Annotated in this window: 24 protein-coding genes; 16 read left to right on the top strand and 8 right to left on the bottom strand. The window is 65.6% G+C overall.

All coding sequences use genetic code 11. From position 1 onward, the window contains the following. The first annotated feature begins 2 nt into the window (after positions 1-2). Positions 3-881: an SDR family oxidoreductase gene (locus G6N67_RS35310; RefSeq protein ID WP_036439163.1), complete on the top strand. Its 879-nt coding sequence runs from the start codon at positions 3-5 to the stop codon at positions 879-881. 16 nt (positions 882-897) lie between these two features. On the opposite strand, the gene G6N67_RS35305 is transcribed toward G6N67_RS35310, so the two are convergent. Further along, the gene (locus tag G6N67_RS35305) at positions 898-1,776 is read right to left on the bottom strand and encodes a PAC2 family protein (RefSeq protein ID WP_036439165.1); all 879 of its coding nucleotides are present in this window, start codon (positions 1,774-1,776) and stop codon (positions 898-900) included. 409 nt (positions 1,777-2,185) lie between these two features. Between G6N67_RS35305 and metH the strand changes: the two genes are divergently transcribed. After that, a complete protein-coding gene (metH, locus tag G6N67_RS35300; protein WP_036439167.1) occupies positions 2,186-5,953 on the top strand; it encodes a methionine synthase in 3,768 nt (1,255 codons plus the stop codon). Between the two features lie 3 nt (positions 5,954-5,956). Here metH and G6N67_RS35295 read toward each other — a convergent pair whose 3' ends face one another. From G6N67_RS35295 to G6N67_RS35285, 3 genes are all read right to left on the bottom strand, one after another. Next, a complete protein-coding gene (locus tag G6N67_RS35295; RefSeq protein ID WP_036439169.1) occupies positions 5,957-6,760 on the bottom strand; it encodes an SDR family oxidoreductase in 804 nt (267 codons plus the stop codon). Between the two features lie 75 nt (positions 6,761-6,835). Continuing rightward, on the bottom strand, positions 6,836-7,777 hold the full coding sequence (locus G6N67_RS35290) for a sensor domain-containing protein (RefSeq protein ID WP_036439172.1): 942 nt from the start codon (positions 7,775-7,777) through the stop codon (positions 6,836-6,838). 124 nt (positions 7,778-7,901) lie between these two features. Continuing rightward, complete coding sequence (locus G6N67_RS35285; RefSeq protein WP_036439174.1) at positions 7,902-8,990, bottom strand: sensor domain-containing protein; 1,089 nt, start codon at positions 8,988-8,990, stop codon at positions 7,902-7,904. 93 nt (positions 8,991-9,083) lie between these two features. Between G6N67_RS35285 and G6N67_RS35280 the strand changes: the two genes are divergently transcribed. Together G6N67_RS35280 and G6N67_RS35275 are read left to right on the top strand one after the other, a co-directional pair. Next, positions 9,084-9,767, top strand: coding sequence for an HAD family hydrolase (locus G6N67_RS35280; RefSeq protein WP_036439176.1), 684 nt, complete (start codon positions 9,084-9,086; stop codon positions 9,765-9,767). Between the two features lie 96 nt (positions 9,768-9,863). Continuing rightward, positions 9,864-11,330, top strand: coding sequence for a sugar porter family MFS transporter (locus G6N67_RS35275; protein ID WP_036439178.1), 1,467 nt, complete (start codon positions 9,864-9,866; stop codon positions 11,328-11,330). Here the strand turns inward: G6N67_RS35275 and G6N67_RS35270 are convergent. Next, a complete protein-coding gene (locus G6N67_RS35270; RefSeq protein WP_036439180.1) occupies positions 11,327-11,824 on the bottom strand; it encodes a DUF7956 family protein in 498 nt (165 codons plus the stop codon). The genes G6N67_RS35275 and G6N67_RS35270 overlap by 4 nt on opposite strands. Positions 11,825-11,861: 37 nt before the next feature. Here G6N67_RS35270 and G6N67_RS35265 point away from each other — a divergent pair, with 37 nt between their 5' ends. The 4 genes from G6N67_RS35265 to G6N67_RS35250 all read left to right on the top strand — a co-directional run bounded on the left by G6N67_RS35265 (position 11,862) and on the right by G6N67_RS35250 (position 14,937). Then, positions 11,862-12,143 (top strand): phosphoribosyl-ATP diphosphatase, encoded by a 282-nt coding sequence (locus G6N67_RS35265; RefSeq protein WP_036439182.1) that lies wholly within the window; start codon positions 11,862-11,864, stop codon positions 12,141-12,143. A gap of 5 nt (positions 12,144-12,148) precedes the next feature. Continuing rightward, positions 12,149-13,003 (top strand): ATP phosphoribosyltransferase, encoded by an 855-nt coding sequence (hisG, locus tag G6N67_RS35260; RefSeq protein WP_036440498.1) that lies wholly within the window; start codon positions 12,149-12,151, stop codon positions 13,001-13,003. A gap of 65 nt (positions 13,004-13,068) precedes the next feature. Beyond that, positions 13,069-13,551, top strand: a complete 483-nt coding sequence (locus G6N67_RS35255) for a DUF4126 family protein (protein WP_036439184.1) — start codon at positions 13,069-13,071, stop codon at positions 13,549-13,551. A 9-nt stretch (positions 13,552-13,560) separates the two neighbouring features. Next, the gene (locus G6N67_RS35250) at positions 13,561-14,937 is read left to right on the top strand and encodes an FAD-containing oxidoreductase (protein ID WP_036439186.1); all 1,377 of its coding nucleotides are present in this window, start codon (positions 13,561-13,563) and stop codon (positions 14,935-14,937) included. Here the strand turns inward: G6N67_RS35250 and G6N67_RS35245 are convergent. From G6N67_RS35245 to G6N67_RS35235, 3 genes are read right to left on the bottom strand one after another with little or no spacing between them, the layout of a single operon-like run. Beyond that, positions 14,888-15,535, bottom strand: a complete 648-nt coding sequence (locus tag G6N67_RS35245; protein ID WP_179976782.1) for a flavodoxin family protein — start codon at positions 15,533-15,535, stop codon at positions 14,888-14,890. The two genes, G6N67_RS35250 and G6N67_RS35245, sit on opposite strands and share 50 nt — an antisense overlap. Next, the gene (locus G6N67_RS35240; RefSeq protein WP_036439188.1) at positions 15,516-16,043 is read right to left on the bottom strand and encodes an SRPBCC family protein; all 528 of its coding nucleotides are present in this window, start codon (positions 16,041-16,043) and stop codon (positions 15,516-15,518) included. The genes G6N67_RS35245 and G6N67_RS35240 overlap by 20 nt, the downstream gene beginning before the upstream one ends. Further along, positions 16,040-16,357, bottom strand: coding sequence for an ArsR/SmtB family transcription factor (locus tag G6N67_RS35235; RefSeq protein ID WP_036439189.1), 318 nt, complete (start codon positions 16,355-16,357; stop codon positions 16,040-16,042). The genes G6N67_RS35240 and G6N67_RS35235 overlap by 4 nt, the downstream gene beginning before the upstream one ends. A 106-nt stretch (positions 16,358-16,463) precedes the next feature. Here G6N67_RS35235 and G6N67_RS39770 point away from each other — a divergent pair, with 106 nt between their 5' ends. Genes G6N67_RS39770 through G6N67_RS35195 form a run of 8 tightly spaced genes read left to right on the top strand, consistent with a single transcriptional unit; the run spans position 16,464 to position 26,089 of the window. Continuing rightward, positions 16,464-16,934 (top strand): hypothetical protein, encoded by a 471-nt coding sequence (locus G6N67_RS39770; protein WP_407663298.1) that lies wholly within the window; start codon positions 16,464-16,466, stop codon positions 16,932-16,934. Positions 16,935-16,962: 28 nt separating this feature from the next. After that, positions 16,963-18,042, top strand: coding sequence for a phosphotransferase (locus G6N67_RS35225; protein ID WP_163642423.1), 1,080 nt, complete (start codon positions 16,963-16,965; stop codon positions 18,040-18,042). Continuing rightward, positions 18,027-19,601: an APC family permease gene (locus G6N67_RS35220; RefSeq protein WP_081812765.1), complete on the top strand. Its 1,575-nt coding sequence runs from the start codon at positions 18,027-18,029 to the stop codon at positions 19,599-19,601. Before G6N67_RS35225 ends, G6N67_RS35220 begins: the two co-directional genes overlap by 16 nt. Continuing rightward, positions 19,598-21,841, top strand: coding sequence for a propanediol/glycerol family dehydratase large subunit (locus tag G6N67_RS35215; RefSeq protein WP_081812766.1), 2,244 nt, complete (start codon positions 19,598-19,600; stop codon positions 21,839-21,841). The genes G6N67_RS35220 and G6N67_RS35215 overlap by 4 nt, the downstream gene beginning before the upstream one ends. Beyond that, positions 21,823-22,224 carry a diol dehydratase small subunit gene (locus G6N67_RS35210; RefSeq protein ID WP_081812802.1) on the top strand — a complete coding sequence of 134 codons (402 nt, stop codon included), beginning with the start codon at positions 21,823-21,825 and terminating at the stop codon, positions 22,222-22,224. Before G6N67_RS35215 ends, G6N67_RS35210 begins: the two co-directional genes overlap by 19 nt. A 28-nt stretch (positions 22,225-22,252) precedes the next feature. Continuing rightward, positions 22,253-23,959, top strand: a complete 1,707-nt coding sequence (locus tag G6N67_RS35205; protein ID WP_036439196.1) for a diol dehydratase reactivase ATPase-like domain-containing protein — start codon at positions 22,253-22,255, stop codon at positions 23,957-23,959. 56 nt (positions 23,960-24,015) lie between these two features. Then, positions 24,016-24,756 carry an SDR family NAD(P)-dependent oxidoreductase gene (locus G6N67_RS35200; RefSeq protein WP_036439198.1) on the top strand — a complete coding sequence of 247 codons (741 nt, stop codon included), beginning with the start codon at positions 24,016-24,018 and terminating at the stop codon, positions 24,754-24,756. Positions 24,757-24,769: 13 nt separating this feature from the next. Beyond that, complete coding sequence (locus tag G6N67_RS35195; RefSeq protein WP_036439199.1) at positions 24,770-26,089, top strand: aspartate aminotransferase family protein; 1,320 nt, start codon at positions 24,770-24,772, stop codon at positions 26,087-26,089. The last annotated feature ends 38 nt before the right edge of the window (positions 26,090-26,127 follow it).

The raw sequence follows: 26,127 nt of genomic DNA, 5'->3' as shown, positions 1-26,127 counted from the left end.
CCATGAGCACAGTGAACGGCAAGGTCGTCTTCATCACGGGAGGCGCACGCGGCGTCGGCGAAGAAGTGGCCCGGCGGTTGCGGAAAAAGGGCGCCAAACTGGTGCTCACCGATCTGGACAAGGAACCACTCGCCGCGCTGGCCGCCGAACTGGGCGACGAGCACGTACTGACAGCCGTCGCCGACGTACGCGACCTGCCCGCCATGCAGAAGGCCGCCGATGCGGCGGTCGAGCGGTTCGGCGGCATCGACATCGTGATGGCCAACGCGGGCATCGCGAGCTTCGGCTCCGTCATGCAGGTCGACCCCGAGGCGTTCAAGCGCGTCGTCGACATCAACGTGGTCGGCGTCTTCAACACCGTGCGGGCCACGCTGCCGTCGGTCATCACGCGCCGCGGCTATGTGCTGGTGGTGTCCTCACTTGCGGCGTTCACCTCCGCGCCGGGCCTGGCCGCCTACCACGCGTCCAAGGCCGGGGCCGAGTACTTCGCCAACACGCTGCGCCTGGAGGTCGCCCACCTCGGTGTCGAGGTCGGCTCGGCGCACATGAGCTGGATCGACACGCCGCTGGTGCAGGACGCCAAGGCGGACCTGTCGGCGTTCCGGGAGATGCTCTCCAAACTGCCGCCACCGCTGAACCGGACCACCACCGTTGACGCGTGCGGCGCCGCATTCGTCAAGGGCATCGAGGGCCGCAAGAAGCGCATCTACTGCCCGGAGTGGGTCGGGGTTTTCCGGTGGATCCGGCCGCTGGTGTCCAGCCCGCTCGGCGAGCGGGACATCCGCAGGTTCACCCCCGAGTTGCTGCCCAAACTCGACGCCGAGGCCGCCGCGCTCGGTCGGTCGACCAGCGCGCGCATCGAGGCGCTGGAAGAGAAGTAGCCCGGCGAGAAATACCTCAGCGGCCGCGACGCCGCAGGTAGCGCTCGAATTCGGCCGCCAACGCGTCCCCGTCGATCTTGCCGAGCACTTCGTGCATGTCGACCTCGGCGTCGCCGCGTTCCTCCAGCGACTGCACGTACTCGGCGATCTCGTCGTCCTCGGTGGTCATCTCGGTGACCGCCTGCTCCCATTCCTCGGCCGCGGCGGGCAGGTCGGCGAGCGGCACCTCGACGTCGAGCACGTCCTCGACCCTGCGCAGCAGCGCGACCGTCGCCTTGGGATTGGGCGGCTGCGACACGTAGTGCGGCACGGCCGCCCAGAACGTGACCGCGGGAATCCCGGCCTGCACGCACGCATCCTGGAACACGCCCGCGATGCCGGTCGGGCCTTCGTAGCGCGTCTCCTCAAGCCCGAAGAACTTCGCCGACTCGGAGGAGTAGGCCGCACCCGACACCGGAACGGGGCGGGTGTGCGGGGTGTCGGCCAGCAGCGCCCCCAGGATCACCACCGTCGTCACGTTGAGCTTGTCGGCGATCGCCAGCAGCTCGGCGCAGAAGGTGCGCCACCGCATGTTCGGTTCGACGCCGTGCATGAGCACCACGTCGCGGTTGCTGCCCGGGGGACGGCAGTGCGAGATCCGCATCGACGGCCACACGAGCTCCCGCGTGACGCCGTCGATCTGGCGGATCACGGGCCGGTTCACCTGGTAGTCGTAGTACGCCTCGTCGTCGATCTCGACGATCTGCTCGGCCTCCCAGATCGCATCCAGGTGGTCCAGTGCGTCGCTGGCCGCGTCGCCGGCGTCGTTCCAGCCTTCGAACGCCGCCACCACGATGGCGTCCTGCAATTCCGGCAGGTCGGCGGGTCGGCCGGAGCTGGGATACGGCGAGGTCACATCCTCAGCGTAAGCCTTCTGTGGTGACGATGAGCCTCTTGTGGCCGCGGGTCGTTCCACCGTGCCGGGACGCCGGTGCGAACGCGCAGTTTGATAGACCGACTACCCTGTTGATGTGAATGCCGCTGACCGTTCCGCCTACGACCCGCGCTCGGCGGGCGCAGGCGCCGCCGATACGAAATACGTGCCGCTGCAATCTGGTTAGCCTGATGACGACGACATTGCCGACAAGATCGCGTATCGCCGGGTGGGGCTGGCCGATCGCGGCGACGAGTTGGGCGTCCACACGTCTGTCGGATGACAACGTAGACTCTTCTGGTCGAGAGGCGTTGCAACGGTTCCGGGTTTTTGCCCGTATCCGCCACGCTCGGCAGAGACAAGGACGCCTTCCGTTACGGAAGGAGAGTATGTGAACGCCTCTGAGTCGAATTTCCCGGCGTCGAGTGCCTTCGAGCCGAACATCCGTCCCGACTGCACCGAGGAACTGGCGGCTACTCTCCTGCGGCGCATCATGGTGATCGACGGCGCCATGGGCACGGCGATCCAGCGCGACCGGCCCGACGAGGCCGGCTACCGCGGCGAGCGGTTCAAGGACTGGCCGAGCCCGGTTCAGGGCAACAACGACCTGCTCAACCTGACACAGCCGCAGATCATCGAGGGCATCCACCGCGAGTACCTCGAGGCCGGTGCCGACATCCTGGAGACCAACACGTTCAACGCGAACGCGGTCTCGCTCTCCGACTACGGCATGCAGGAGCTCGGCTACGAGCTGAACTACGCCGGCGCCGCCCTGGCCCGCAAAGCCTGCGACGAGTTCACGAACGCGGACAAGCCCCGCTACGTCGCCGGAGCACTGGGGCCGACGACGCGCACCGCGTCGATCTCGCCGGACGTCAACGATCCGGGTGCTCGCAACGTCTCCTATGACCAGCTGGTGGCCGCGTACCTCGAAGCCGCCAACGGCCTGGTCGACGGTGGCGCCGACATCCTCATCGTCGAGACGATCTTCGACACGCTCAACGCCAAAGCGGCGGTGTTCGCCATGGAGACGCTGTTCGAGGAGCGCGGCCGCCGCTGGCCGGTGATCATCTCGGGCACCATCACCGACGCTTCCGGGCGCACGCTGTCCGGTCAGGTCACCGAGGCGTTCTGGAATTCGATCCGGCACGCCAAGCCGCTCGCGGTGGGCCTCAACTGCGCCCTCGGCGCGCCCGAGATGAGGCCGTACATCGCCGAGATGTCGCGGATCGCCGACACCTTCGTCTCCTGCTACCCGAACGCGGGCCTGCCCAACGCCTTTGGCGAGTACGACGAGACCCCGAAGCGTCAGGCCGGCTATGTCGCCGACTTCGCCCAGGCCGGTCTGGTCAACCTGGTCGGTGGGTGCTGCGGAACGGCGCCGGCGCACATCGCCGAGATCGCCAAGGTGGTCGAGGGCGTGCCGCCGCGCGAGGTGCCGCAGATTCCGGTGGCGACCCGGCTCGCGGGCCTTGAGCCGCTCAACATCACCGAGGACTCGCTGTTCGTCAACATCGGCGAGCGCACCAACATCACCGGTTCCGCCCGGTTCCGCAACCTCATCAAGGCCGAGGACTACGACACCGCGCTGTCGGTTGCCCTGCAGCAGGTGGAGGTCGGTGCGCAGGTCATCGACATCAACATGGACGAGGGCATGATCGACGGCGTCGCCGCGATGGACCGGTTCACCAAGCTGATCGCCGCCGAGCCCGACATCAGCCGCGTGCCGGTGATGATCGACTCCTCCAAGTTCGAGGTCATCGAGGCGGGCCTGAAGAACGTGCAGGGCAAGCCGATCGTCAACTCGATATCGATGAAGGAGGGCGAGGAGAAGTTCGTCCGTGAGGCCAGGCTGTGCCGCAAGTACGGCGCCGCCGTCGTCGTGATGGCCTTCGACGAGCAGGGCCAGGCCGACAACCTGCAGCGCCGCAAGGAGATCTGCGGGCGGGCCTACCGGATCCTGACCGAAGAGGTCGGCTTCCCGGCCGAGGACATCATCTTCGACCCCAACTGCTTCGCGCTGGCGACCGGTATCGAGGAGCACGCAACCTACGGGATCGACTTCATCGACGCCTGCGCGTGGATCAAGGAGAACCTCCCCGGGGTGCACATCTCCGGCGGTATCTCGAATGTGTCGTTCTCGTTCCGCGGCAACAACCCGGTCCGCGAGGCGATCCACGCGGTGTTCCTGTTCCACGCCATCAAGGCCGGTCTGGACATGGGCATCGTCAACGCCGGCGCACTGGTGCCCTACGACTCGATCGACCCCGAACTGCGGGATCGCATCGAGGATGTGGTCCTGAACCGGCGCGAGGACGCCGCCGAGCGGCTGCTGGAGATCGCCGAGAGGTTCAACAAGGCCTCAGGCAAGGAAGAGGACCAGGGGGCAGCCGAGTGGCGTGGCCTCCCGGTCCGCGAGCGCATCACGCACGCCCTGGTGAAGGGCATCGACGCCCACGTCGACGACGACACCGAGGAGCTGCGGGCCGAGATCGCCGCTGCCGGTGGCCGGCCGATCGAGGTGATCGAGGGTCCGCTGATGGACGGCATGAACGTCGTCGGTGACCTGTTCGGCTCGGGCAAGATGTTCCTGCCGCAGGTGGTGAAGTCGGCCCGGGTGATGAAGAAGGCCGTGGCCTACCTGTTGCCGTTCATCGAGGCGGAGAAAGAGCAGAGCGGCACCGCTGACTCCAAGGACACCAACGGCACCATCGTGATGGCGACGGTGAAGGGCGACGTCCACGACATCGGCAAGAACATCGTCGGGGTTGTGCTGCAGTGCAACAACTTCGAGGTGATCGACCTCGGTGTCATGGTGCCCGCGCAGAAAATCCTGGACACGGCCAAGGAGCACAACGCCGATATCATCGGGCTGTCCGGCCTGATCACGCCGTCGCTGGACGAGATGGTCAACTTCGCCGTCGAGATGGAACGCGAGGGGCTGGAGATCCCGCTGCTGATCGGTGGCGCGACCACCTCACGTGCGCACACGGCCGTGAAGATAGCGCCGCGTCGCACCGGTCCGGTGGTCTGGGTCAAGGACGCCTCGCGCTCGGTGCCGGTCGCGGCCGCACTCCTTGACGACAAGCAGCGACCGGCGCTCTTGGAGGCCACCGAGGCCGACTATGCGTCCCTGCGGGAACGGCACGCCCAGAAGAACGAGCGGCCGATGCTGACGCTGGAGAAGGCGCGCGCGAACCGGACGCCGATCGACTGGGACGGCTACACGCCGCCGGTGCCGGCGCACGGACTCGGTGTCCGCGATTTTCATGATTACGACCTCGCCGAGCTGCGTGAGTACATCGACTGGCAGCCGTTCTTCAATGCCTGGGAGATGAAGGGCCGCTTCCCCGACATCCTCAACAACCCGGCGACGGGTGAGACGGCCCGCAAGCTGTACGACGACGCCCAGGAGATGCTCGACACCCTGATCAAGGAGAAGTGGCTGACGGCCAACGGGGTGATCGGGTTCTTCCCCGCGAACGCGGTCGGCGACGACATCGAGGTGTACACCGACGAGACCCGTTCCCAGGTGCTCACCACGCTGCACAATCTGCGCCAGCAGGGCGAGCACCGCGACGGCATCCCCAACCGGTCGCTGGGTGACTTCATCGCGCCCAAAGACACCGGCCTGGCCGACTACGTCGGGGCCTTCGCGGTCACCGCCGGCCTCGGAAGCCAGGACAAGATCATGGAGTTCAAGGCCGCCCTCGACGACTACAGCGCGATCCTGCTGGAGTCGCTGGCCGACCGGCTGGCGGAGGCGTTCGCCGAACGGATGCACCAGCGGGTCCGCGAGGAGTTCTGGGGATACCAGCCCGACGAGCGGCTCGACAACGAGGCGCTCATCGCCGAGAAGTACGTCGGTATCCGCCCGGCCCCCGGCTACCCGGCCTGCCCGGAGCACACCGAGAAGACGACGCTGTTCTCGTTGCTGGACGTCACCAAGCGGACCGGCATCGAGCTCACCGAGTCGATGGCGATGTGGCCCGGCGCGGCCGTCAGCGGCTGGTATTTCTCGCATCCGCAGTCGCAGTACTTCGTGGTCGGCCGGTTGGCCCAGGACCAGGTCGCCGACTACGCGAAGCGCAAAGGCTGGACGTTGGCCGAAGCCGAGCGGTGGCTGTCGTCCAATCTCGGCTACAACCCGGAGGACTGAGCCCTAACGGAACTTGTCGGCGTTCCGCGCGGCCCACTGCGCGACCGACATCGCGGGTGTTCCGGTCAGCTCGGCCACCAGCTGGTTGGCCCGCTGCGGTTCCTCGTTGGTGCTGATCGTGTCGAGATACCACGCCGCGGCGTCTCCCATGACGGGCCGCAGCGTGGCCTCGGCTTCGGCGCGGTCGCACTGCTCGACGGTGACGGGCCTGCCGATGCCGACGCCGATCTGGCGGGCGATGTCGGCGCGACTGAGCGCCTCCGGTCCGGTGAGCTCCAGCATCTCGCCGTGGCGCGCGGGTTCGACGAGCAGTTGCGCGGCGACACGGGCGATGTCGTCCATGCTGACCGGCGCTTCGACCACCGACGGGCAGAGTTCGCGAACGGTTCCCGTCTGCTTGATCTGCTCGGCCCAGATGGTGAAGTTGTCGGTGAATTCGCCCGGCCCGAGCTGGGTGTGGGGGAGACCGGACGCGCGCACGATGTCGGCATATTCGGACCAGTGCGCACCGCCGGAGAGCGCCACCAGGTAGCCGACCCCGGCGTGTTCGATGCGCTCGAGCGTGGCAGCCAACGTGGGCGGATACGGAGCCAGATACATGCGCTCGACCCCGTCGAAGACCCCGTCCAGGGACTCGGGTTCGCCGAGGTAGCCGGTGACAACCTCGACCCCCGCGGGCAGGTTTGCCTTGGCGGGGTTTTTTGTGAGTGCCCGGACCTCCCCGATGCCGTTGCCGCCCAAGCGAATCAGCTCGTCCACGATGCGCCTGCCGATGTTCCCCGTGGCGCCGGTCACAAGAATCGTCATGCCACCCACCGTAGGTGAGGGGGCCGACAGCTGAGGCAGACAGGCGCGAGGCACGCTTGACCCCTGTCGACGGCGCTAGCCCAGACGGTGTGAGATGCTCACCGCCATCGACGTAATCTCGCTCACACTGGACCGGCTCTGCAGGGAAAGATCGAATACGACGTTTCCCCTTTGGAAGAGGACTCGATCGAATCGGCTCTTTATCTCGCCTGCCTGATTTGCCAGCACATAAACGAACTTTGTCTCGCTCACCAGCGGTCGCTCGAGCGTGATGGTTTCACCCCAAGTTCGGGTGACTTTGATCGTGGGACCCCGGGCCTCCACGAGATGCATGGTGAGTTTTTCCAGGGCGCGAAGTGCTGCCGCGCTGTCGGGGTAGCTGCTGGCCACCTGGATCACCGAGACATATTCGGGTGCAGGGGCGGAGATTCGAGTGAGATAGACGGCCCGGTAACCGATGTCGCGGTATGCGTCGGCGGTGCCTGCGAACACCAGCGACGTGCATGCGGCCGGCTCTACCGTTCCGTCCGGGTATGGCGGTCTCAACAAATCCGTCCGCGGCGGATCCGCCGCGAGCCTGTCGACGGACACGTCGGACTTCAGTGCACTCTTGATGTCGGTGAGGTCCATCGGGATACTGCCGAGTTCGGCGTCGCTCACGGTACGTCCGGGCCACTCGGCTCGCGGCCCAGCGCCTTCGCCGCATGACAGTGCGAACACGTCCTCGGAGGTCGCTGCGGTCGGAGCGGTGGGCGAGACCGTGGCGCTGGTTTGCGGCCCGGGTGCCGACGTCGCAAGTGGCGGTGTGTCTGCATCTCCACGCAGTACCAGCCAAACGACTAGCGCGACAATGAGTACGACGATGATGGTGTAGGACAGCGTGAGTCCGATGATGGCGCGGGTGCGGCCGGGTTGGCCGGTACGTTGTATCTGGGTGAGCCCGAGGTGGCCGCATATTGCGCCGGCGGGGGCGAAGATGAATGCGAAGATCACCGACAGCGTTGCGAAGGTGTTCATTTCTTGGCGCTGTGGCGGAGGCGGCGCCGAATAGTGGTGTGGGCCGCCATATCCCCATTGGGTCATGACCCTGCCTCAGCGCCAAACCAGGCGGTGTGCGCTACCGCTTCCACTGTCCACGTGCTCATTTCAGCCGCTTGTCGATCTCCATGGCGATGAAGTGTGAGTCGCCGGTCGTCGAATAATCCATGCCGGATACCGAGATGTCGATGAGGACGTTTCCGCTCTGAAAGACTGCCCGTGTCCCGCCGAACCCGGCATCAAGGTTGTTGTGGTCGAAGTAGTTGCCAAGGATGAAGGGCGAACTCCCGCCGTCAAAGTTGTTGAGGCTGAACAGCAATTCGGCCGGGGAGCCACCTGCGGACGGGGTGTAGGTGGCGTGGCCGGTGCTGTCCGGCTCGCCCAGGTTGGCGCTGTAGCCGGTCAGGGCGCGGTGTGCGGCTTCCTGATCTGAGTAACTGGACGCGGTTTGGATGATGACCGTGCCGTCGGGAGCGGTCATCGTGGACATCACGAAGCCACGGTAGTCGCTGTCGCGATACGCCTCGGCCGAGCCGGCGAAGACGACCGCCGTACAGGATGACGGTGCGACGGTGCCGAAGGGAAAGGGCTCGGCGAGGGGTTCGGTGCGTTGGGGCGCAGCGGTCAACCCCAGCGTGCTGTGCTGCCTCGATATCAGCTCTTGGGCTGCGGTCACATCGAGGAGAAGACCTGGCAGTGCGGTGTCATCGACCGTGCGGCCGGAGTGCAGGGCTGGTGGCTCGAACCCGCCGCATGGCGACGACGGAACGCCGGTCGGCGTGGAGGTTGTCGGTTTCTGCGACGCGCTGGGTGGCGCCGTGGCCGACGGCGCGGTCCGCTCCGAGCTGTGAGACGACGGCGTGGTGTCGCGCAGTATCAGCCAGATAGCCAGCGCGACAACGAGTATGGCGATGATGGCGTAGGACAGGGCGAGTCCGATGATGGCGCGGTCGCGACCGGGTTGGCCGGTGCGCTTGATCTGGTTGAGCCCGATGTGGCCGAAGATCGCGCCTGCGGGTGCGAAGGCGAACGCGAAGATCACCGAGAGGGTGGCGAAGGTGTTGGTCTCTCGGGGCGGCGGGGGTGCAGGTGCCGAGTATTGGGGTGGGCCGAACTGGGGTGGACCGCCGTACGGTGAGCCGCCGAAAGGCGCACCGCCGAACGGATCGCCGCCGTGTCCCCACTGCGTCATACCCGGCCCCCGAACCTCTACAGCGTGTGCTGTGCACCATACCTGCACGTAGGCGATGTGACTTGCGGCAGATTGCCATGAAACAATCGGGGCGTGAAAGCGGTGCTGTGGGATATGGACGGCACCCTGGTCGACTCTGAAAAACTCTGGGACGTCTCGATGCACGCGCTGTATGCGCGGATGGGTGCGGTGCTCACTCCCGAGGTGCGGGAGTCGACGCTGGGTGGCTCAGCCGAGACGGTGATGCGGATCGTCTACGAAGACGTCGGTCTCGAACCCGACCCGGTCGCGATGGCCGAATCGGAGGATTGGTTGCACGACTACACGGGAGACCTGTTCGAGCAGGGCCTGCCGTGGCGGCCCGGTGCCCAGGAGCTGCTCGACCGCCTGCTCACCGCGGGCATCCCGATGGCGCTGGTGACCAACACGCGTCGCGACCTCGCCGAGCGCGCGCTGGAAAGCATTGGCCGCCATTATTTTTCGGTCACCGTGTGCGGTGACGAGGTACCGAGCGGCAAGCCGGCGCCCGATCCGTATCTGCGTGCGGCCGAGTTGCTCGGGCTGCCCGCCGAGCGGTGCCTTGCGGTCGAGGACTCGGTGACGGGCACGGCGTCCGCCGAGGCCGCCGGGTGCCCTGTGCTGGTGGTGCCCAACGACATGGCGGTCCCGCACGGGCCGCGGCGCAGGCATGTCGAATCGCTGACCCTTCTCGACGTGGCCGACCTGCAGGCGATCCATGCCGAGCTCGGCGTCGATCCCGGTCAACGCACTGCCTGAGACGTCGATGGCGCGGCCGGATATGGCCCTATCCGCGGTCTGACTGTGCGATTGTGATGTGGCACAGATCACGCACTGATGCGGAAAGGTCGTCACATGGCCGGTCATGGTCCTATAGGGGACTCCCCGTCAGGTCTGGAGGACTACGAGGAATCCGAGCACAGCGGCAAAGTCGTGCGCATCGCCTCGGTCGCCGCACTCGGCGGCCTGCTGTTCGGCTATGACAGCGCGGTTATCAACGGCGCCGTCTCGGCGCTGCGCGACGAGTTCGGCATCGGCGAACTCACGCTGGGTTTCGCGGTCGCATCGGCGTTGCTCGGTGCCGCCGTCGGCGCCATGACCGCGGGACGTCTCGCGGACCGGATCGGCCGCTTGTCGGTCATGAAGATCGCCGCGCTGCTGTTCCTGATCAGCGCGATCGGCACCGGCATGGCGCCGAACATCGAACTGGTGGTGCTCTTCCGCATCGTCGGTGGCCTCGGGGTCGGCGTCGCCTCGGTGATCGCGCCGGCCTATATCGCCGAAACCTCGCCGCCGCGCATCCGCGGACGCCTCGGCTCACTGCAGCAGTTGGCGATCGTCACCGGCATCTTCGTGTCGCTGGCGATCGATGCGCTGCTCGCGCACCTGGCCGGTGGGTCACGTGAGGAACTCTGGCTCGGGCTCGCGGCCTGGCGCTGGATGTTCCTGATGATGGCGATCCCGGCCATCGTGTACGGCGCGCTGGCCTACACAATCCCCGAGTCGCCGCGCTACTTGGTGTCCAAGTACCGGATTCCGGAAGCCCGCAAGGTGCTCACCATGCTGCTGGGGGAGAAGAACCTGGAGATCACCATCAGCCGCATCCAGGATTCGCTGAAGTCCGACAGGCCACCGTCATGGCGGGATCTGCGCAAGCCGACCGGCGGGATTCACGGAATCGTCTGGGTCGGCCTGGGGCTGTCGGTGTTTCAGCAGTTCGTCGGCATCAACGTGATCTTCTACTACTCCAACGTGCTGTGGGAGGCCGTCGGGTTCGGCGAGAGCCAGGCGTTCGTCATCACCGTCATCACATCGATCACCAACATCGTCACGACGCTGATCGCCATCGCGTTGATCGACAAGGTCGGCCGCAAGCCCCTGTTGCTGACCGGTTCGGCCGGCATGGCGATCACGCTGGGCACCATGGCGGTGATCTTCGGTACGGCGGCCCAGGTCGACGGCAAGCCGGTGCTCGGTGACGTCGCCGGACCGGTCGCCCTCGTGGCCGCCAACCTGTTCGTGGTCGCGTTCGGGATGTCGTGGGGGCCGGTCGTCTGGGTGCTGCTGGGCGAGATGTTCCCCAACCGCATCCGCGCGGCCGCGCTGGGCCTGGCAGCCGCCGGACAATGGGTGGCCAACTGGCTCATCACGGTGACCTTCCCGCAGCTGAGCAACATGCTCGGGGTCGCGTACGGCTTCTACGCGCTGTGCGCCGTGCTGTCGTTCCTGTTCGTCTCGCGATGGGTGCAGGAGACCAAGGGCAAGCATCTCGAGGACATGCAGGACGAGATCACCCACGACGAGAAGCCTGCGGTCACCTAGACGTTCCAGATCGGCGCGTCGGCCCCGGGCGGCAGCGGTGGCGGCACATAGTCGTCGGTGTAGGCCGTCCAGCCTGTGGTGGCGATCTCGATCGCCGGAGCCACCAGCCCGCGCAGCGCGGTGCCGTCGTGGCGGATGCGCACCGCACAGTTTCCGACCACGGCCTGGACTGTGCTGAGCTTCTCCTGCACCAGGGCGAACTCGTCGGCTCGCGGCCTGGCCACCTCGATCGAACCGTCCTCGATACCCGCGATGTAGCGCAGCAGCTCCACTTCTTCGGCGAAGTCCTCGACGTGGTGAACCGACACCACGAGTTCTGGAACGGCGGTCACCGTCGCACCCCACGACGCCGCGAGGCACTCCACCGGCGCGATCGGGTTCGTCACGCGGTTGTTCTGGACCAGGTCGGCGAGCGGCAGGTGGTGCGCCAGGATCGACCGGATCGCCGATACCCGCGCGGTGTAGGTGGGCAGCTGTTGCAGGGCATCACGCACACCTCTATTGCACCCCACTCGGGCAACCCCTCGGCGCATGAAACAATTCATGTCCGTGAAGACCTTCGACGCGTTGTTCGCCGAGCTCAGCGACAAGGCGCAGACCAGGCCCGCCGGCAGCGGCACGGTCGCCGCGCTCGACGCCGGCGTGCACGGACTCGGCAAGAAGATCCTCGAAGAGGCCGGCGAGGTGTGGCTGGCCGCCGAGCACGAGAGTGACGAGGCACTCGCCGAGGAGGTCAGCCAATTGCTGTACTGGACGCAGGTGCTGATGATCTCTCGCGGCCTGACCCTCGACGACGTCTACCGGAAACTGTGAACGGCATGCTCAGGGTTGCCGTGCCCAACAAGGGGGCACTGAGTGAGTCCGCGGCCGAGATCCTCTCCGAGGCCGGGTACCGGCGCCGGCGCGATCCCAAGGATCTGACGGTCGTCGACCCCAACAACAACGTCGAGTTCTTCTTCCTGCGGCCCAAAGACATTGCCATCTATGTCGGTTCCGGTCAGCTCGACCTCGGTATCACAGGCCGCGACCTGGCCGCGGATTCGGATGCGCCGGTGCGCGAGCGGCTTGCGCTCGGGTTCGGCAACTCGACCTTCCGCTACGCGGCGCCGGCCGGCCGGGAGTGGACGACGAAGGATCTCGCGGGCAGCCGCATCGCCACCTCGTTCCCGAACCTGGTGCGAAAAGACTTGGCGGCGCAGGGCATCGACGCGACCGTGATCCGGCTGGACGGCGCCGTCGAGATCTCGATCCAGCTCGGGGTCGCCGACGTGATCGCCGACGTCGTCGGTTCGGGCCGCACCCTGGGCCTGCACAATCTCGTGGCGTTCGGGGAACCGCTGTGTGAATCGGAGGCGGTGCTCATCGAACGGGACGGTAACGGCGCCGACGAGAACGCCGCGGCCCGCGATCAACTCACCGCCCGGGTGCAGGGCGTGGTGTTCGGCCAGCAGTATCTGATGCTGGATTACGACTGCCCGCGCGAGGTGCTTGAGCAGGCCACCGCGGTGACGCCGGGGTTGGAGTCGCCGACCATTGCGCCACTTGCGGATCCGGCATGGGTCGCGGTGCGCGCGTTGGTGCCGCGGCGTGACGTGAACTCGATCATGGACGCCATCTCGGCCATCGGCGCCAAAGCGATTCTGGCGTCCGACATCCGGTTCTGCCGGTTCTGATAGCCGGTGCGCTGCCGCCGTGCGTGTTAGCGTCCGGGTGACGTTTCCACGGCACGGAGGTCGCCATGACGCATTTCCTGGTTCTGCTGCTGGCGTTGTTGATCGGGGTGGTGGCCGGGTTGCGGGCGTTGACCCCGCCTGCCGTGGTCGCGTGGGCGGCCGCACTCGACTGGATCAATCTCGACGGAACCTGGGCGAGTTGGCTGGACCACCCGATCACCGTCACGGTGCTGACGGTTCTGCTGGTCGTGGAATTGGTCACCGACCAACTGCCCGCCACTCCGAGCCGGAAGACCCCCGTGCAGTTCATCGCTCGGCTGGCCACGGGCGCCTTCGCGGGCGCGGTGATCGGCACCGCGTGGGGTTACACGTTCGGCGGGTTGGGCGCAGGCATCGTCGGCGCGGTGCTGGGCACGCTCGGCGGATATGAGGCTCGTAAGCGCCTGGTCGAGGCCAACGGCGGCCACGATCTGCCGGTCGCGTTGGTGGAGGACGCCATCGCGGTGCTGGGCGGGTTCGCGGTCGCCGCGCTCACCTCGGTGCTTTAGGTCGCCGCGATGCCCACTGCTCAGCGATTCGACGCAGTCATCATCGGAGCCGGCCAGGCCGGTCCGCCCCTGGCGGGCAGGCTGACCGCTGCCGGCCAGACCGTCGCGGTGATCGAACGCAAACTGGTCGGCGGTACGTGCGTGAACTACGGGTGCATCCCCACCAAGACCCTGGTGGCCAGCGCGCACGCCGCGCACCTGGCCCGACGCGGAGCCGAATACGGCATCGGCACAGGCGAAGTCGACGTCGACATGGCCAAGGTCAAGGCCCGCAAGGACCGCATCATGCTGGACGACCGGCACGGGGTGGAGTCGTGGCTCGAGGGGATGGACGGCGCCACGCTGATCCGCGGCCACGCCCGGTTCGTCGACCCGCACACCGTCGATGTCGACGGGACGCTGCTGCAGGCCGACCGGTTCTACCTCAACGTGGGTGGCCGCGCCGTGGTGCCCGACTTTCCCGGGCTGTCCGACATCGACTACCTGACCAACGTCGGCATCCTCGAACTCGACACGGTGCCAGAGCATCTCGTGATCATCGGGGGCAGTTACATCGCACTCGAGTTCGCCCAGATGTACCGGCGCTTCGGTGCGCAGGTGACCGTGGTGGAGAAGGGGCCACGGCTGACCTCCCGCGAGGACGAGGACGTCTCGGCCACGATCAAGGACATCCTGACCGCCGAGGCCATCGATGTCGTGTTGAACGCCAACGCCATTCGATTCGCCAAGACCGACACGGGATTCACCGTCACTCCACGCGACGGGGCTGAGCCGATCGCAGGCACACACCTGCTGTTGGCGGTCGGGCGTCAACCCAACACCGACGATCTGGGGCTGGAGCTCGCCGGGGTGCGCACCGATGAGCGCGGCTACGTCGTGGTCGACGATCAGTTGCGCACGACCGCCGACCACATCTGGGCGATGGGGGACTGCAACGGCAAGGGCGCGTTCACGCACACGTCGTACAACGACTTCGAGATCGTCGCCGCGAACCTGCTCGACGACGATCCGCGACGCGTGAGCGACCGCGTCCCCACCTATGCGCTCTACATCGATCCGCCGTTGGGGCGGGCCGGGATGACTGTCGCGCAGGTGCGGGCATCGGGCCGAAAGGCGTTGGTGGGCAAGCGTCCGATGACGCGGGTTGGTCGCGCCGTCGAGAAGGGCGAGACACAGGGCTTCATGAAGGTGGTGGTCGACGCCGAGACCGAGGAGATCCTCGGCGCGGCCATCCTCGGTGTCGGCGGCGACGAGGTGGTGCACGCGATCCTCGACATCATGACGGCGAAGAAGCCCTACACCGCGATCTCGCGCACCATGCACATCCACCCGACCGTCAGCGAGTTGGTGCCGACGATGCTGCAGGAACTGGAGCCGCTGGACTGACCGACCGGCCGATGTTGAGCTGGCGGGTCACCAGCGCGATGCGTGCGCCCAGATGCCGGCACGTCGCGACATCGGCGGGGTGGACGTCGGCCGGGCCGGCGTCGACATCGGTCTGGGTACCCGCGCCGAGCCAGAAGCCCAGGCGGTTGAGGTCGTTCTCGCTGCCCGTCGAACTGTTCCAGCCCGCGCCCAAACCGAGGCTCACCCAATGCATGTGGTGCTGGGCGGCGAACACTGCCAGTGAGCTCAGGGTGGCGAACTTGTCGCCGCTCTTGGCGCCCGAGTTGGTGAATCCGCCGGCGACCTTGTCGCGCCAGGCGCCGTTCATGCAGCGTCTGCCGGTCTGTTCGGCGAAGGCCTGGAATCCGGCGGACACGTTGCCCATGTAGGTCGCACTGCCGAAGATCATCGCGTCGACGCCGTCGAGCAGGTTCCAGTCGTCCTCGGTGAGCGTGTCGACGGCCACGATGCTGACCTCGGCACCGGCGTCGCGCGCACCCGCCGCGACCGCGTCGGCCAGGGTCGCGGTGTGGCCGAACCCGGAGTGGTAGACCACCGCAACGGTGGGCGCGGCGATGTCAGTTCCATTGTGCGGCATGATCATTTCCTCTCAGAAGGTGAGCGACTTCCTGGTAGCGCTGAGCCCAGTCGGGCAGGGGTTGGCCGCCGAGGTGGGCCTCCAGCCGGTCCAGATACGCATGCGTGCCCGGATGGAATCCCTCGGCGTCACGCACGGTGAGGCCGTGGTGGCTGAACCGCAGCAGTGTGCCCTCGCCGTCGGGCGTGAGTTCGTAGCGCACGACGCCGGATCCGGTGTCGGTCAGGATGGGTTGGTTCCATTCGTGCTCGAACACTCGCGGTGGATCCCACACGCGGATCCGGCCCGTCATCGTCTTCTGCTGCGGTGGGATCGGTGGCGAGTGCGGAACCATCTCGATGGTGCCGCCTTCTCGGGCGTCGATCGTCGTCGTGCCCATCCATTGATCGCGTTGCGCGGGATCGGTGATGGCGGCCCATACGGCGTCGACGGGATAGGGCAGCCGGCGCTCGAACAGGAGTGCCGCCCGGTCGCCTTCGACCGTGAGTTTTCCTTCGCGGCTGGTCATTTCGTCTCCTTGTGGGTCGATTCGAGATGGCGCTCGAGGGCGTCGAGGTGGTTGGTCCAGTAGCGGCGGTAACGGTCGATCCAGGCGTCGATCTGCATCAGGCCGTCGCTGCGCAGCGCGTAGATGCGCCGCTGAGCGTCCGGACGCACCTCGACGAGGCCGACCTCGCGCAGCACCTTGAGATGCCGCGACACGGTCGGCTGGGTCAGCCCGGGCAGGGTCGCCACCAACTCACCCGCGGTGCGTTCTCCGTCGATGAGAGCGTCGAGCAGGGCCCGTCGACTGGGTTCGGCTACCGCCTCGAAGACATCCATGTCTCGAGTATTGCATCTGATCTATATAGCTGCAAGTGCATATAGGAGCCTTTGTTGCGGCGCACGTGGGACCGCGTCGCGAGTCACTGGGGATGTGCTGGTTGGCATGCGGCAGTCGAAGTCCCAACACATCGGTGCGGTTACTCGAATACTGTTGTGGGACAACGAGTCCGGTATCGGTCGCTATGGCCGCTTCGCCGAAGGTGTCGCCGGACGCTGCGGTGTTGGGGTCCAGGCGATGGATCGCGTCGACGATACGGCCGAACACGACGCCGTCGTCGACGTGTCGATCGACCGGGCAGACCGCGCTCAGAAGGGGCGGTCGAACATGGCAGGTGTCGGGGTCTGCGTAGAACCCGAATCACGGCTGCTGAGCGCCTACCCGTTCACTGAAACTTCGCACTGCGATGTGCACGGTGCACCACTGTCCATCGCACTCGCGGGCGATTGCAGGCGCTTGGCGGACGGTCCCGAACGTGGGTATCTGCGCGGCCTCGACAACTTCGCTTTACGCTGCCCGACAGTGCACCGTGCACAATCTCACGGGGAATTTCAGTGGGCGAGCGCACTACCGTAGGGGTTCAACTATGCGGTCCGATATCTGCATGGATTCCAGGAGCCTCGCCAGCGAGCGACAAACGGATCAGCGGTCCGTCGACAGCACCGCCCCCGGGTCTCCCGACGTTCCGATCTCCGTTATCGCAGATGCGCTACGCGAAACGTATGGGCTTGACGTTATAGACGCGAAGCCCGCCGGCGGAGAAGTCGACATGAACGTACGGGTCGACACAGAAAGTGGTCGGTTCTTAGTCAAGATCAGTGCACCACGAGGTGAAGACGAACGGTGGCGTGATGACATCCTGTGCCACGTTGCTCGAGAGGCGCCGTGGCTCCCGGTTCCACACCTGGTCGCGAACCTTCAAGGGGCGACTTCGACGCCGCTAATCGACGGAATCGCCGGTTGGCAGATGAGGGTCTTCAACTGGCTCGAGGGTGACCTTCTTGCTCACGTCAGTCCGACGCTGAAGCTCTTGGGCGACCTCGGGCGTTCGTCTGCTGAACTCACTGAGGCGCTCCTATCGTTCGACGATGCTTCGATGGCGACCCATCCTTGGGATCTCCGCACAGCTGTCGAGACTCTGCAGGACAACATCCCTTTTCTGCGGTCGTCCGAGCATGCCGACGCCGTCCGTCGCGTCCTCGACATTTTCGACGCTGTCCAACCTCTGCTGGGGCAGTTGCCGCGAGCGACAGTGCACCACGACCTTAACGACTACAACATCCTCGTCATGTCGGATGTAGAAGGTCGTCAACGGATCAGCGGAATTCTTGACTTCAACGATGCCCTTCGGACATTCCGCGTTGCCGACCCCGCGATCGCCGCGGCGTACGCAATGCTGCGTCAATCGGCACCTATCGACGCCGCAGCGGCTGTCGTTAGCGGCTATCACTTCCGCTCCGCGCTCAGCGACGCCGAACTCGAGGCGGTCCTCCCACTAGCCGCGACACGACTGTGCCTCAACGCGACCCTCTGGACCCGTCGGACCGCCGACCTTGAGCACACTGAGGCCGTCAAATATGGACGGTGCCGGATGGCTGACACGTGGCCGGCCGTGGAGCACATCTCGCGGGTCGATCCACGGTGGGCTCTTGACCGAATCCGGCGCGCATGCAGGCTGACCTGACGTTCGACACCGACGCACGCAACCCGACCATCGACCCAACTCGCGCTTCGAACCACTACGGAGGAAATATGCAATCCGACAAGAGGGATGACGACGACCTGTCCAAATATGGCTACGAACAAAAGCTTTCGCGTGCCATCGGCGGTTATACGTCGTTCGCGCTCAGCTTCTCGATGGTGACGATCACGACAACCATCTTCACGCTCTTTGCCGACCCGTTCACCAAGCTAGGCGGAGTGGGAATCTGGCTATGGCTACCCGTCACAGCAGGCGTGCTGATGCTGACTCTCGTGTACGGGCATCTCGCCGCCCGGATGCCCGTCACCGGTTACGCCTACCAGTGGTCCTCGCGCCTTGTGGGGCCACACTTTGGCGCAGCCGTGGGCTGGGTTGCGCTGTGCAGCTTCTTCGTCGGAACCGCCAGTATCGCGCTCGCAATGGCATCGGTATTCGCTCCAGAAGTGTGGGATTCGCCCACACAGCGCCAGATCCAGCTGGTTGCCGGCATCGCGATCGCGCTCGCGGTGATCATCAATATCGTGGGAGTCAAGGCAGCCGGCTGGATAAACAACATCGGAGCCACCACCGAACTGGTGGGCACCCTCGGCCTTGGCGCTGTGACGGTTGTCGGGCTGATGTTCTTCTTCGACAACAAAGAAGGGCCCTCAGTGCTCTTCGACACCAACCCGGTGGGCGGCGGGGAAATCGGGCTCGGCGTCCTGGGCCTTGCCGCGCTTCTCCCTCTCTACACGCTGCTCGGTTGGGAAGGCGCTGCGGATCTTGCTGAAGAAACCCACGACCCACGGCGGACAGCGCCGCGGGCCATGGTCCGCGCCGTGCTTGTGAGCGGAATTGCCGGCTTCGTCATCTACGCGATCTTCGCCATGGCGATCCCATTTGGCATCGAGGACACCGTGAACCAGGGCCGCAATCCGCTGTTCTACGTCGTGAGCACCCAACTCGGGACCGGCGCCGCACGGTTCATCGAGGTCGTCGCGCTGGTTTCCATCTTCGCTGCCTTGTTGGCCAACGTCACCGTGGCAACACGGATGCTCTTCGCCCTCTCCCGAGACAACGTGCTTCCGTTCGGGAAGCGCCTCGCGAAGGTGAGCACCACGACGCATGCTCCAGTGCGGTGTGTGGTCGTGGTTGGCGTGTTCGCGTTGGGGATCAATCTCCTCTCCGCGGGCCTTGTTGCGAAGGTGCTGAGTCTCACCGCAGTTGCGTACTACACGACATACCTACTGACGATGGTTGCCACAATCTACGGTCAGCGGCGCGGCACGATCCCGACCGCGCCCCGTGGATACTTCAGCCTCGGTCGCTGGCTCGTACCACTGGCAGGTGTCGGAATTGCCTGGTCGCTCGTCGTCATCGCCTACGGCACCATTCCCGAGGGCAACCGAGTAGCCGCCGAGTACTTCGGCTACGCACTTCTCATCGGAATTCTGTACTGGGCGCTCTACCTTCGCCGCAAGATCAACAGTGGCGAGGCCGGGCCGCCGAAGCAGACAGTTCAGCCGCCGCCCGCGGTGCTTAGCGAGGACATGAACGCATGAATCGGGACGAAAAGCCAACGCAGACAGGTCAAACCGGCTCTGCCATGCTCGACGGCCTCGCCGAGGAGCAACCGGACTGGGGACTGATCGCCCTTCACAGTCCTTACGATCCTGAGCCCTCAGTGGTCATCAGAGATGGCCGGGTAGTCGAGCTCGACGGTGTGCCCGAGGAACGTTTCGACCAGATCGACACTTTCATTGCCTTGCGCGGCATCGACGTCGCGATTGCCGAGCAAGCGATGGCGATTCCCGACATCGATCTGGCGCGCATGCTCGTCGACTTGCGCGTTCCACGTGCCGAAGTCAGCCGCCTCGCAGGGGGACTCACCCCAGCCAAGCTCGCTGCTGTCGTGCGACTCCTGGAACCGCACGAGCTGATGACCGCTGTAGCGAAAATGCGGGTGCGGCAGACACCCTCCATTCAGGCTCACGTCACCAACAGGCTCGATGACCCTCTTCTGCTCGCTGCGGATGCCGCAACGGCTGTGGCCCGCGGGTTCCGCGAACTCGAAACGACAGTGCCGGTGTTCCCCGACGCGGCCAGCAACGCGGTCGCCCTTCTCGTCGGAAGCCAAGTCGCTCATCCCGGAGCAATCACACAGTGCTCAGTGGAGGAAGCCTTCGAACTGAAGCTGGGCGTACGCGGGCTGACGACGTACGCCGAGACGATCAGCATCTACGGCACCGACCAGGTATTCGAAGACGGTGATGACACACCATGGTCCAAAACCTTCCTGATCTCCGCCTACGCGAGCCGCGGAATCAAGGTCCGCGTAACGTCCGGCGCCGGCAGTGAAGTCCTCATGGGCGCCGCACAGTCCAAATCGATGCTCTATCTGGAGTCTCGGTGCGTTTCCCTCGCTCGAGCCATGGGTGTGCAAGGCGTCCAGAACGGCGGTATTGACGGCGCCAGCGTCGCCGGCAGCGTCCCGGCCGGCTTCAAGGGACTGCTGGCAGAAAACCTGATGGTGATGGTGCGGGGGATGGAGTCGTGCTCCGGCAACGACACGCTGGTCAGCGAATCGGACATCCGGCGCACCGCGCGCAGCCTGCCCCTCATCTTGACGGGCAGCGATTTCATCTTCTCCGGCTTCGGCAGCGTGCCGCGCTATGACAACATGTTCGGTCCGTCGAACTTCAACGGCGAAGATGTGGAGGATTACCTGCTCGTTCAGCGCGACTGGGAGGTCGACGGCGGGCTGCGGTCGGTCGATCGCGACACCCTGATCAACGTGCGCCGGCGTGCCGCTGCCGCCGTTCAGGCGGTCTACCGCCACCTCGACCTCTTCGACTTCTCCGATGAGCAGGTGGAGGCAGCGGCGCTGGCCTCGGGAAGCAAGGATTTGCCGGAGGCGAATGCGAGCTCGGCCCAGATTGCCGCCAGCGCGATTGAGCGTCGCCAGTTGACGGCGATTGACGTGGTGCGTGCGTTGGCCGAGACCGGATTCGAGATCGAAGCCGAACGGGTGCTCGAAATGGTCAAGCATCGCGTCGTCGGCGATTACCTGCAGCCGGCCGCCATCTTCGACGAGCAGATGAACTTGCTCAGTGCCCACACCGATCCGAACACCTACGCGGGCCCGGGCACGGGCTACCGAATGAGTGCCCATCGACGATCCGAAGTGACCTACGCACCGCGTGCAGTCAGCTTCGCGGCGTTGTCGAAGAATCAGATCGATCACGCCACCCCGGACCAAGTGGTCGAGCACGATGAAGCCGTCACGTCGCATGACCCACGTGACGTCGTGGTAGGCGTCAGCCCCGCGTTCGCGAAGGATCTATGGGTCGGCACGAACGGCGTTCCAATACGCACCATGCTTCGCGAGATCCTCGCCGGGATCGAAGAGCAGGGGTGTCACGGTCGAATCGTGCGGATACGTCACAGTATTGACCTCGGCCAGATAGGACTGAGTGCGGCCAGACTGGCCGGTTCTGGCATCGGCGTCGGCCTACAAGCCAAGGGAACGGTCCTGATCCATCGTCGCGACCTGCCCCCATTGGCGAACCTCGAACTGCTGAGCACCGCGCCGCTCATCACTACGGACATGTACCGCACTATCGGCCTCAACGCAGGCGGCTATGTCAAGAACATGGCTCCCCGGCCGATCCGCAACCCCTACACAGAAGAAGCGATCACCGCGAGGTACCACGCGCTCACCGTGGCTTTGGTCGCCATCGAACGTGCTGCCTCCGACGTCAACGCGCGACCCACGACGATCGAGTGGAAGGATCTGATGTGAACTCGACACATGCTGGAGCGGATGTTCCCCGCGCCCAGTCCGGTCGGCCAGTCAACGAAGTGAACGTGGGTGCCGTCCTGGCCGGTGAGATCGGTCCCGACGACATCCGCATCTCTCCCGACGGTCTGGCACGCCAAGCAGCTGTTGCCCGTGAGCACGGTGACGTCCAACTGGCTGAGAACTTGTTGCGGGCAGCCGAGCTGGTTGCCGTCCCGGAAGACCAGCTGTTGGAGTACTACGAGCTCCTGCGTCCCGGGCGTGCGACCCCTGACCGGTTGCGCTCGGTGGGGGAGGAGCTGCGGAACCGGGGCATGCCGCTGGTCGCTGCCCTGTTCACCGAGGCGGCAGCCGTGACACCTGTGACCCGTGATGGGGATGTATAGGCACGCAACCGATTACGACCGTGCGAGCTTGCGGCCCGACGCTCTGGTTGCCGGGGTCGATATTGGCAACAGCACGACCGAGGTCGCGATCGGTCGTCTTCGGGGGCCGGGGCTCGGCGCGACACCTGTTGTCGCGGATCGCGTTGCCACCGTGGGCATAAAAGGCGGTCTCGAATCGGTCAAGGCCGCCGCTGATCTTGTGCATCGGTTGGAGCTGGAATGCGGTCAACGCGTTGACGCGGTGATCGTTGCCGAGCTTGCTCCGGCACCGGTGGTCGACGCTTCGTGGCCGCGGCGGAAGCCAGACGCTGGACTGCCCGTAGACATCCTCGACGTTCCAGATGCAGCGACCTGCACGGGCGTTGGCGCGTTCGCTGGTTGCTACGTTCGGCTTGACGAGCTCGACTCCACCTCCGCCGACGAGCCACTTGTAGTCGGTATCGACAGTGCTTGGGACTTTGCCGACGCGGCACGCGAACTTACGGCTGCCCAAGACCGGGAGGTCAACATTGTCGGCGTTCTTGTCGAGAAGGACGAAGCTGTTCTCATCGGCAACCGCACGAGCCTCGCATGCCCGACGATCGATACGGTCCCGCTGTCCGGTATCGCTCATGGCACGCTCGTCGTCGGCGAGTCAGCCCCTCGCGGGAACGGTGTCAACCGACTTGCCGACCCGGTGTTTCTGGCGCACTCACTGCGCCTAGGGCCTGCGGCGATACCAGCCCTGCTGCCGCTCACACGCCACTTCGCATCTGTGTCCGCGGCGGTCCTCGTCAAAGCTGATGCCGAGCCGGACGCCAGTGAACACCGAGTGATCGGCGAGATTGTCTGGGAGGACAGTCATGCGCAACGGCGGCTGTTGCTGCCGGCTTCGGCGGACGTCTTGGCCCGAGCGGTGCCTCCGGGCGGTGTCAGGTCGCTGACGGCCACCTCCGGTACGCCTTTGTCGGCGGCCCTGAACGCTTGCCCAGGAGGCGTGAGGGATATTGCGGCTCTTGATCTTTCAGTATCAGATTCGGTGCCGCTGGCGGTCCTGGCTTCGGCCGCTCCTCTTGATGACGTGTGCGCCGTCTTTGCCGAGATCGTCATGCGACCGGTGTTCGTCGGTGGGGCCGAGGCCAGGGCAGGCTGGATCGGCGCACGTTCCACTCCCGGCCTGCCCCGCGAAGTGGTCGTCATTGACATCGGCGCAGGCACCCTCGATGTCATCACCGGCGACGACTCGGTGGCCGTCGCCGGCGCCGGCGACTTGATCACAGCAGGGGTGGCGTTGTCGCTGTCAATCTCGACAACCCTGGCAGAGAACGCGAAAATGCACCCGGCCGTGCGCGTGGAGACACCACACCTGATTGCCAGAGAAGACGGAGTGCGCGAGTTTCCCGAGGATCCTGTCCCGGGCTCGTCCGTCGGCCGGCTCAGCTTGGTCACAGCGCATGGCGACCTGGTGCCGCTCGGCAGCCGGTTGGCGCCCGAGACCTGGCACCGCGAGCGCTTAGGCATCAAAGCGACCGTTCTTGAGCGAGGCCTGTTGCGGGCGCGCCGTGTTCTGCGTGGAGGCTTCGCCGATGACGCGCTACTCCTCTTGGCCGGCGGCGGCGCCGAAGACGCCGAGCTCGTCACCGCTGCAGCCCGATTCGCACACCTGGGTCAGGTAGCTATCGCGGACGTCGCCGGTCGCTTCGGTCCACGCTGTGCGGTTGCTTGGGGCCTGGTTCTCGGCGCCGGCGAGGGTTGAAAGTTGATCCGGAACACCCGCCTTTCTCATCCCAGACACACCCAAGGAGAACGACGATGACTCAACCCACAGCGATCGTGAGCGGGTGCGCCCATGGCATCGGGGCCGCCGGGGTGCGCGACATGGCTGAGCGTGGCTGGAAGCTCGCGCTTTTGGACCGCGACGACGCGGTGCGTGACGTGGCGACCGCCGTGGGCGCCGCGCATTGGTGCGTTGTCGACGCCGGCGACACTGCGGCTTTGGAAGTCGCGGTGCGCGAATCAATGATTGCCCTAGGCAGAGTCGATGCCGTTTGGTCGAACGCGGGCGTACAGATCAGCGGTGGCATCGAGGCCGTGACAGCAGAACAATGGGAACAGAGTTGGGCGGTCAATGTGCGTGCCCACGCGCTGATTTCGCGCGTTACTCTCTCGGCCCTTCGTTTCAGCCACGGCTCCTTCCTCGTCACCGCGTCCAACAGTGGCCTGCTGGCCGAGTCCGAGATGGTTGCCTACTCAGTGACCAAGGCGGCCGCGATCGCTCTGGTGCGGTGCCTGGCCCGGGACCACGCGTCGTCTGGAATCAGGTTCAACGCCTTGTGTCCTGGCTACGTGGACACCGCGTTCAACGGGCCGATCTGGTCGCTGGTGGGTGGGCGAGACGAGTTCTTGAGCCAGGTCGGCACAACGATTCCGTTGGGTCGGATGGCGAGTGCCGAGGAGATCGGTCGTCTCGCCGCGTGGCTGTTGACCGACGAACGCGCCGCCTACATGACCGGTCAGGCCATCGTTGCGGATGGGGGCGAGACCCTTGTCTGAACAACGCTCCACGATGGTCAACTCCTACGACCCGGCAACCGCCCCGAAATTGCCTGCACGAGAACAGGCACTGCTCGAACGCCGACAGCGGGTACTCGGCCCCGGGTATCGGCTCTTCTATGCCAGCCCCGTCGAAGTCGTCCGGGGCGAAAGGGCTCACCTGTTCGACGCCGCCGGAAACGACTACCTGGACGCCTATAACAACGTCCCCAGCGTTGGACACTGCCACCCGGTAGTCACCGAAGCGCTCAGTCGGCAGGCCGCCACGGTCAACACCAACACTCGCTACCTCACCGAGGGTGTCGTTGCCTACGCAGAGGATCTGCTGAGTACCTTCGAGTCGACGTTCCAGCACGTCACTTTCACGTGTACGGGATCAGAGGCAAACGACCTGGCCTATCGGATTGCGCGGCACGAGACCGGGCGCGAGGGCATCATCGTGACACGCAACGCCTATCACGGGCTCACAGCGCGTGTCGCCGAGTTCTCACCATCCCTCGGTGCTGGCTCCGCACTCGGCCCGCACGTGAGAGTCGTCGACGCGCCCGACGCGTCCGCAGTCGATGGGGATCTGGGCCAGCACTTCGCGGCTGGGGTGCGTGCGGCGATCGACGACCTGTCGCGGCACGGCTACGGCCTGGCTGCGATGTACGCCGACACGATCTTCTCCAGTGACGGCATCTTTGCCGACCCGCGGGGTTTCCTCGCACCGGCGGTTGCCGCAGTCCGTGCCGCTGGCGGCTTGTTCATCGCAGACGAGGTCCAACCCGGGTTCACCCGCCTGGGTAGCTCTTGGTGGGGCTACCAGCGGCACGGGATAGAACCCGACATGGTGACCCTGGGCAAGCCGATGGGCAACGGCATGCCGATCGCCGCTGTCGTGCAGCGGGCAGACATCGGCGAACAGTTCGGGCGAGATATGCGCTATTTCAACACCTTCGGCGGCAACTCGGTGTCGATCGCCGCCGCACACGCGGTCCTGTCAACCATTCGCAATGAACGGCTGCTCGACAACGTCCGTGCTGTCGGCGAGGTGCTCAAGGAAGGGATCGCGTCTATCACAGGCGACAATCCTCGGGTGAGTTCGGTTCGTGGAGCAGGCCTGTTCATCGGGGTCGATGTGCGAAAACCGGGTTCCGACGGAGAATTACTTCCCGACGCGGCACTGGCGGCCCGCTACGTCAACGAACTGCGCGAGCGGTACGTGCTCATCTCTGCCAGCGGCCCGGACGGCAACGTTTTGAAAGTTCGACCGCCACTGTGCTTCGACCTGGTCGACGCAGACCGGTTCCTCACCACCTTCGAGGGTGTCGAACGAATTGTGCGGGACTGACTCCGCTGGCTGACCCGACCGCAGTTGCGCCATCTCTG

The organism is Mycolicibacterium mageritense (assembly GCF_010727475.1).
In the GTDB taxonomy this organism is placed as follows: Bacteria; Actinomycetota; Actinomycetes; order Mycobacteriales; family Mycobacteriaceae; genus Mycobacterium; species Mycobacterium mageritense.
Note: the sequence above shows the minus strand (reverse complement) of the source record. Positions and strands in the feature narration are given on the sequence as shown.

Excerpts from the sequence above, each read along its gene's own strand:
- G6N67_RS35310 (WP_036439163.1), top strand. The coding sequence starts at position 3 with ATGAGCACAGTGAACGGCAAGGTCGTCTTCATCACGGGAGGCGCACGC.
- G6N67_RS35295 (WP_036439169.1), bottom strand. The coding sequence starts at position 6,760 with ATGACGATTCTTGTGACCGGCGCCACGGGGAACATCGGCAGGCGCATC.
- G6N67_RS35290 (WP_036439172.1), bottom strand. The coding sequence starts at position 7,777 with ATGAACACCTTCGCAACGCTGTCGGTGATCTTCGCATTCATCTTCGCC.
- G6N67_RS35285 (WP_036439174.1), bottom strand. The coding sequence starts at position 8,990 with ATGACGCAGTGGGGACACGGCGGCGATCCGTTCGGCGGTGCGCCTTTC.
- G6N67_RS35275 (WP_036439178.1), top strand. The coding sequence starts at position 9,864 with ATGGCCGGTCATGGTCCTATAGGGGACTCCCCGTCAGGTCTGGAGGAC.
- G6N67_RS35265 (WP_036439182.1), top strand. The coding sequence starts at position 11,862 with ATGAAACAATTCATGTCCGTGAAGACCTTCGACGCGTTGTTCGCCGAG.
- hisG (WP_036440498.1), top strand. The coding sequence starts at position 12,149 with ATGCTCAGGGTTGCCGTGCCCAACAAGGGGGCACTGAGTGAGTCCGCG.
- G6N67_RS35255 (WP_036439184.1), top strand. The coding sequence starts at position 13,069 with ATGACGCATTTCCTGGTTCTGCTGCTGGCGTTGTTGATCGGGGTGGTG.
- G6N67_RS35250 (WP_036439186.1), top strand. The coding sequence starts at position 13,561 with ATGCCCACTGCTCAGCGATTCGACGCAGTCATCATCGGAGCCGGCCAG.
- G6N67_RS35245 (WP_179976782.1), bottom strand. The coding sequence starts at position 15,535 with ATGCCGCACAATGGAACTGACATCGCCGCGCCCACCGTTGCGGTGGTC.
- G6N67_RS35240 (WP_036439188.1), bottom strand. The coding sequence starts at position 16,043 with ATGACCAGCCGCGAAGGAAAACTCACGGTCGAAGGCGACCGGGCGGCA.
- G6N67_RS35235 (WP_036439189.1), bottom strand. The coding sequence starts at position 16,357 with ATGGATGTCTTCGAGGCGGTAGCCGAACCCAGTCGACGGGCCCTGCTC.
- G6N67_RS39770 (WP_407663298.1), top strand. The coding sequence starts at position 16,464 with ATGCGGCAGTCGAAGTCCCAACACATCGGTGCGGTTACTCGAATACTG.
- G6N67_RS35225 (WP_163642423.1), top strand. The coding sequence starts at position 16,963 with ATGGATTCCAGGAGCCTCGCCAGCGAGCGACAAACGGATCAGCGGTCC.
- G6N67_RS35220 (WP_081812765.1), top strand. The coding sequence starts at position 18,027 with ATGCAGGCTGACCTGACGTTCGACACCGACGCACGCAACCCGACCATC.
- G6N67_RS35215 (WP_081812766.1), top strand. The coding sequence starts at position 19,598 with ATGAATCGGGACGAAAAGCCAACGCAGACAGGTCAAACCGGCTCTGCC.
- G6N67_RS35200 (WP_036439198.1), top strand. The coding sequence starts at position 24,016 with ATGACTCAACCCACAGCGATCGTGAGCGGGTGCGCCCATGGCATCGGG.
- G6N67_RS35195 (WP_036439199.1), top strand. The coding sequence starts at position 24,770 with ATGGTCAACTCCTACGACCCGGCAACCGCCCCGAAATTGCCTGCACGA.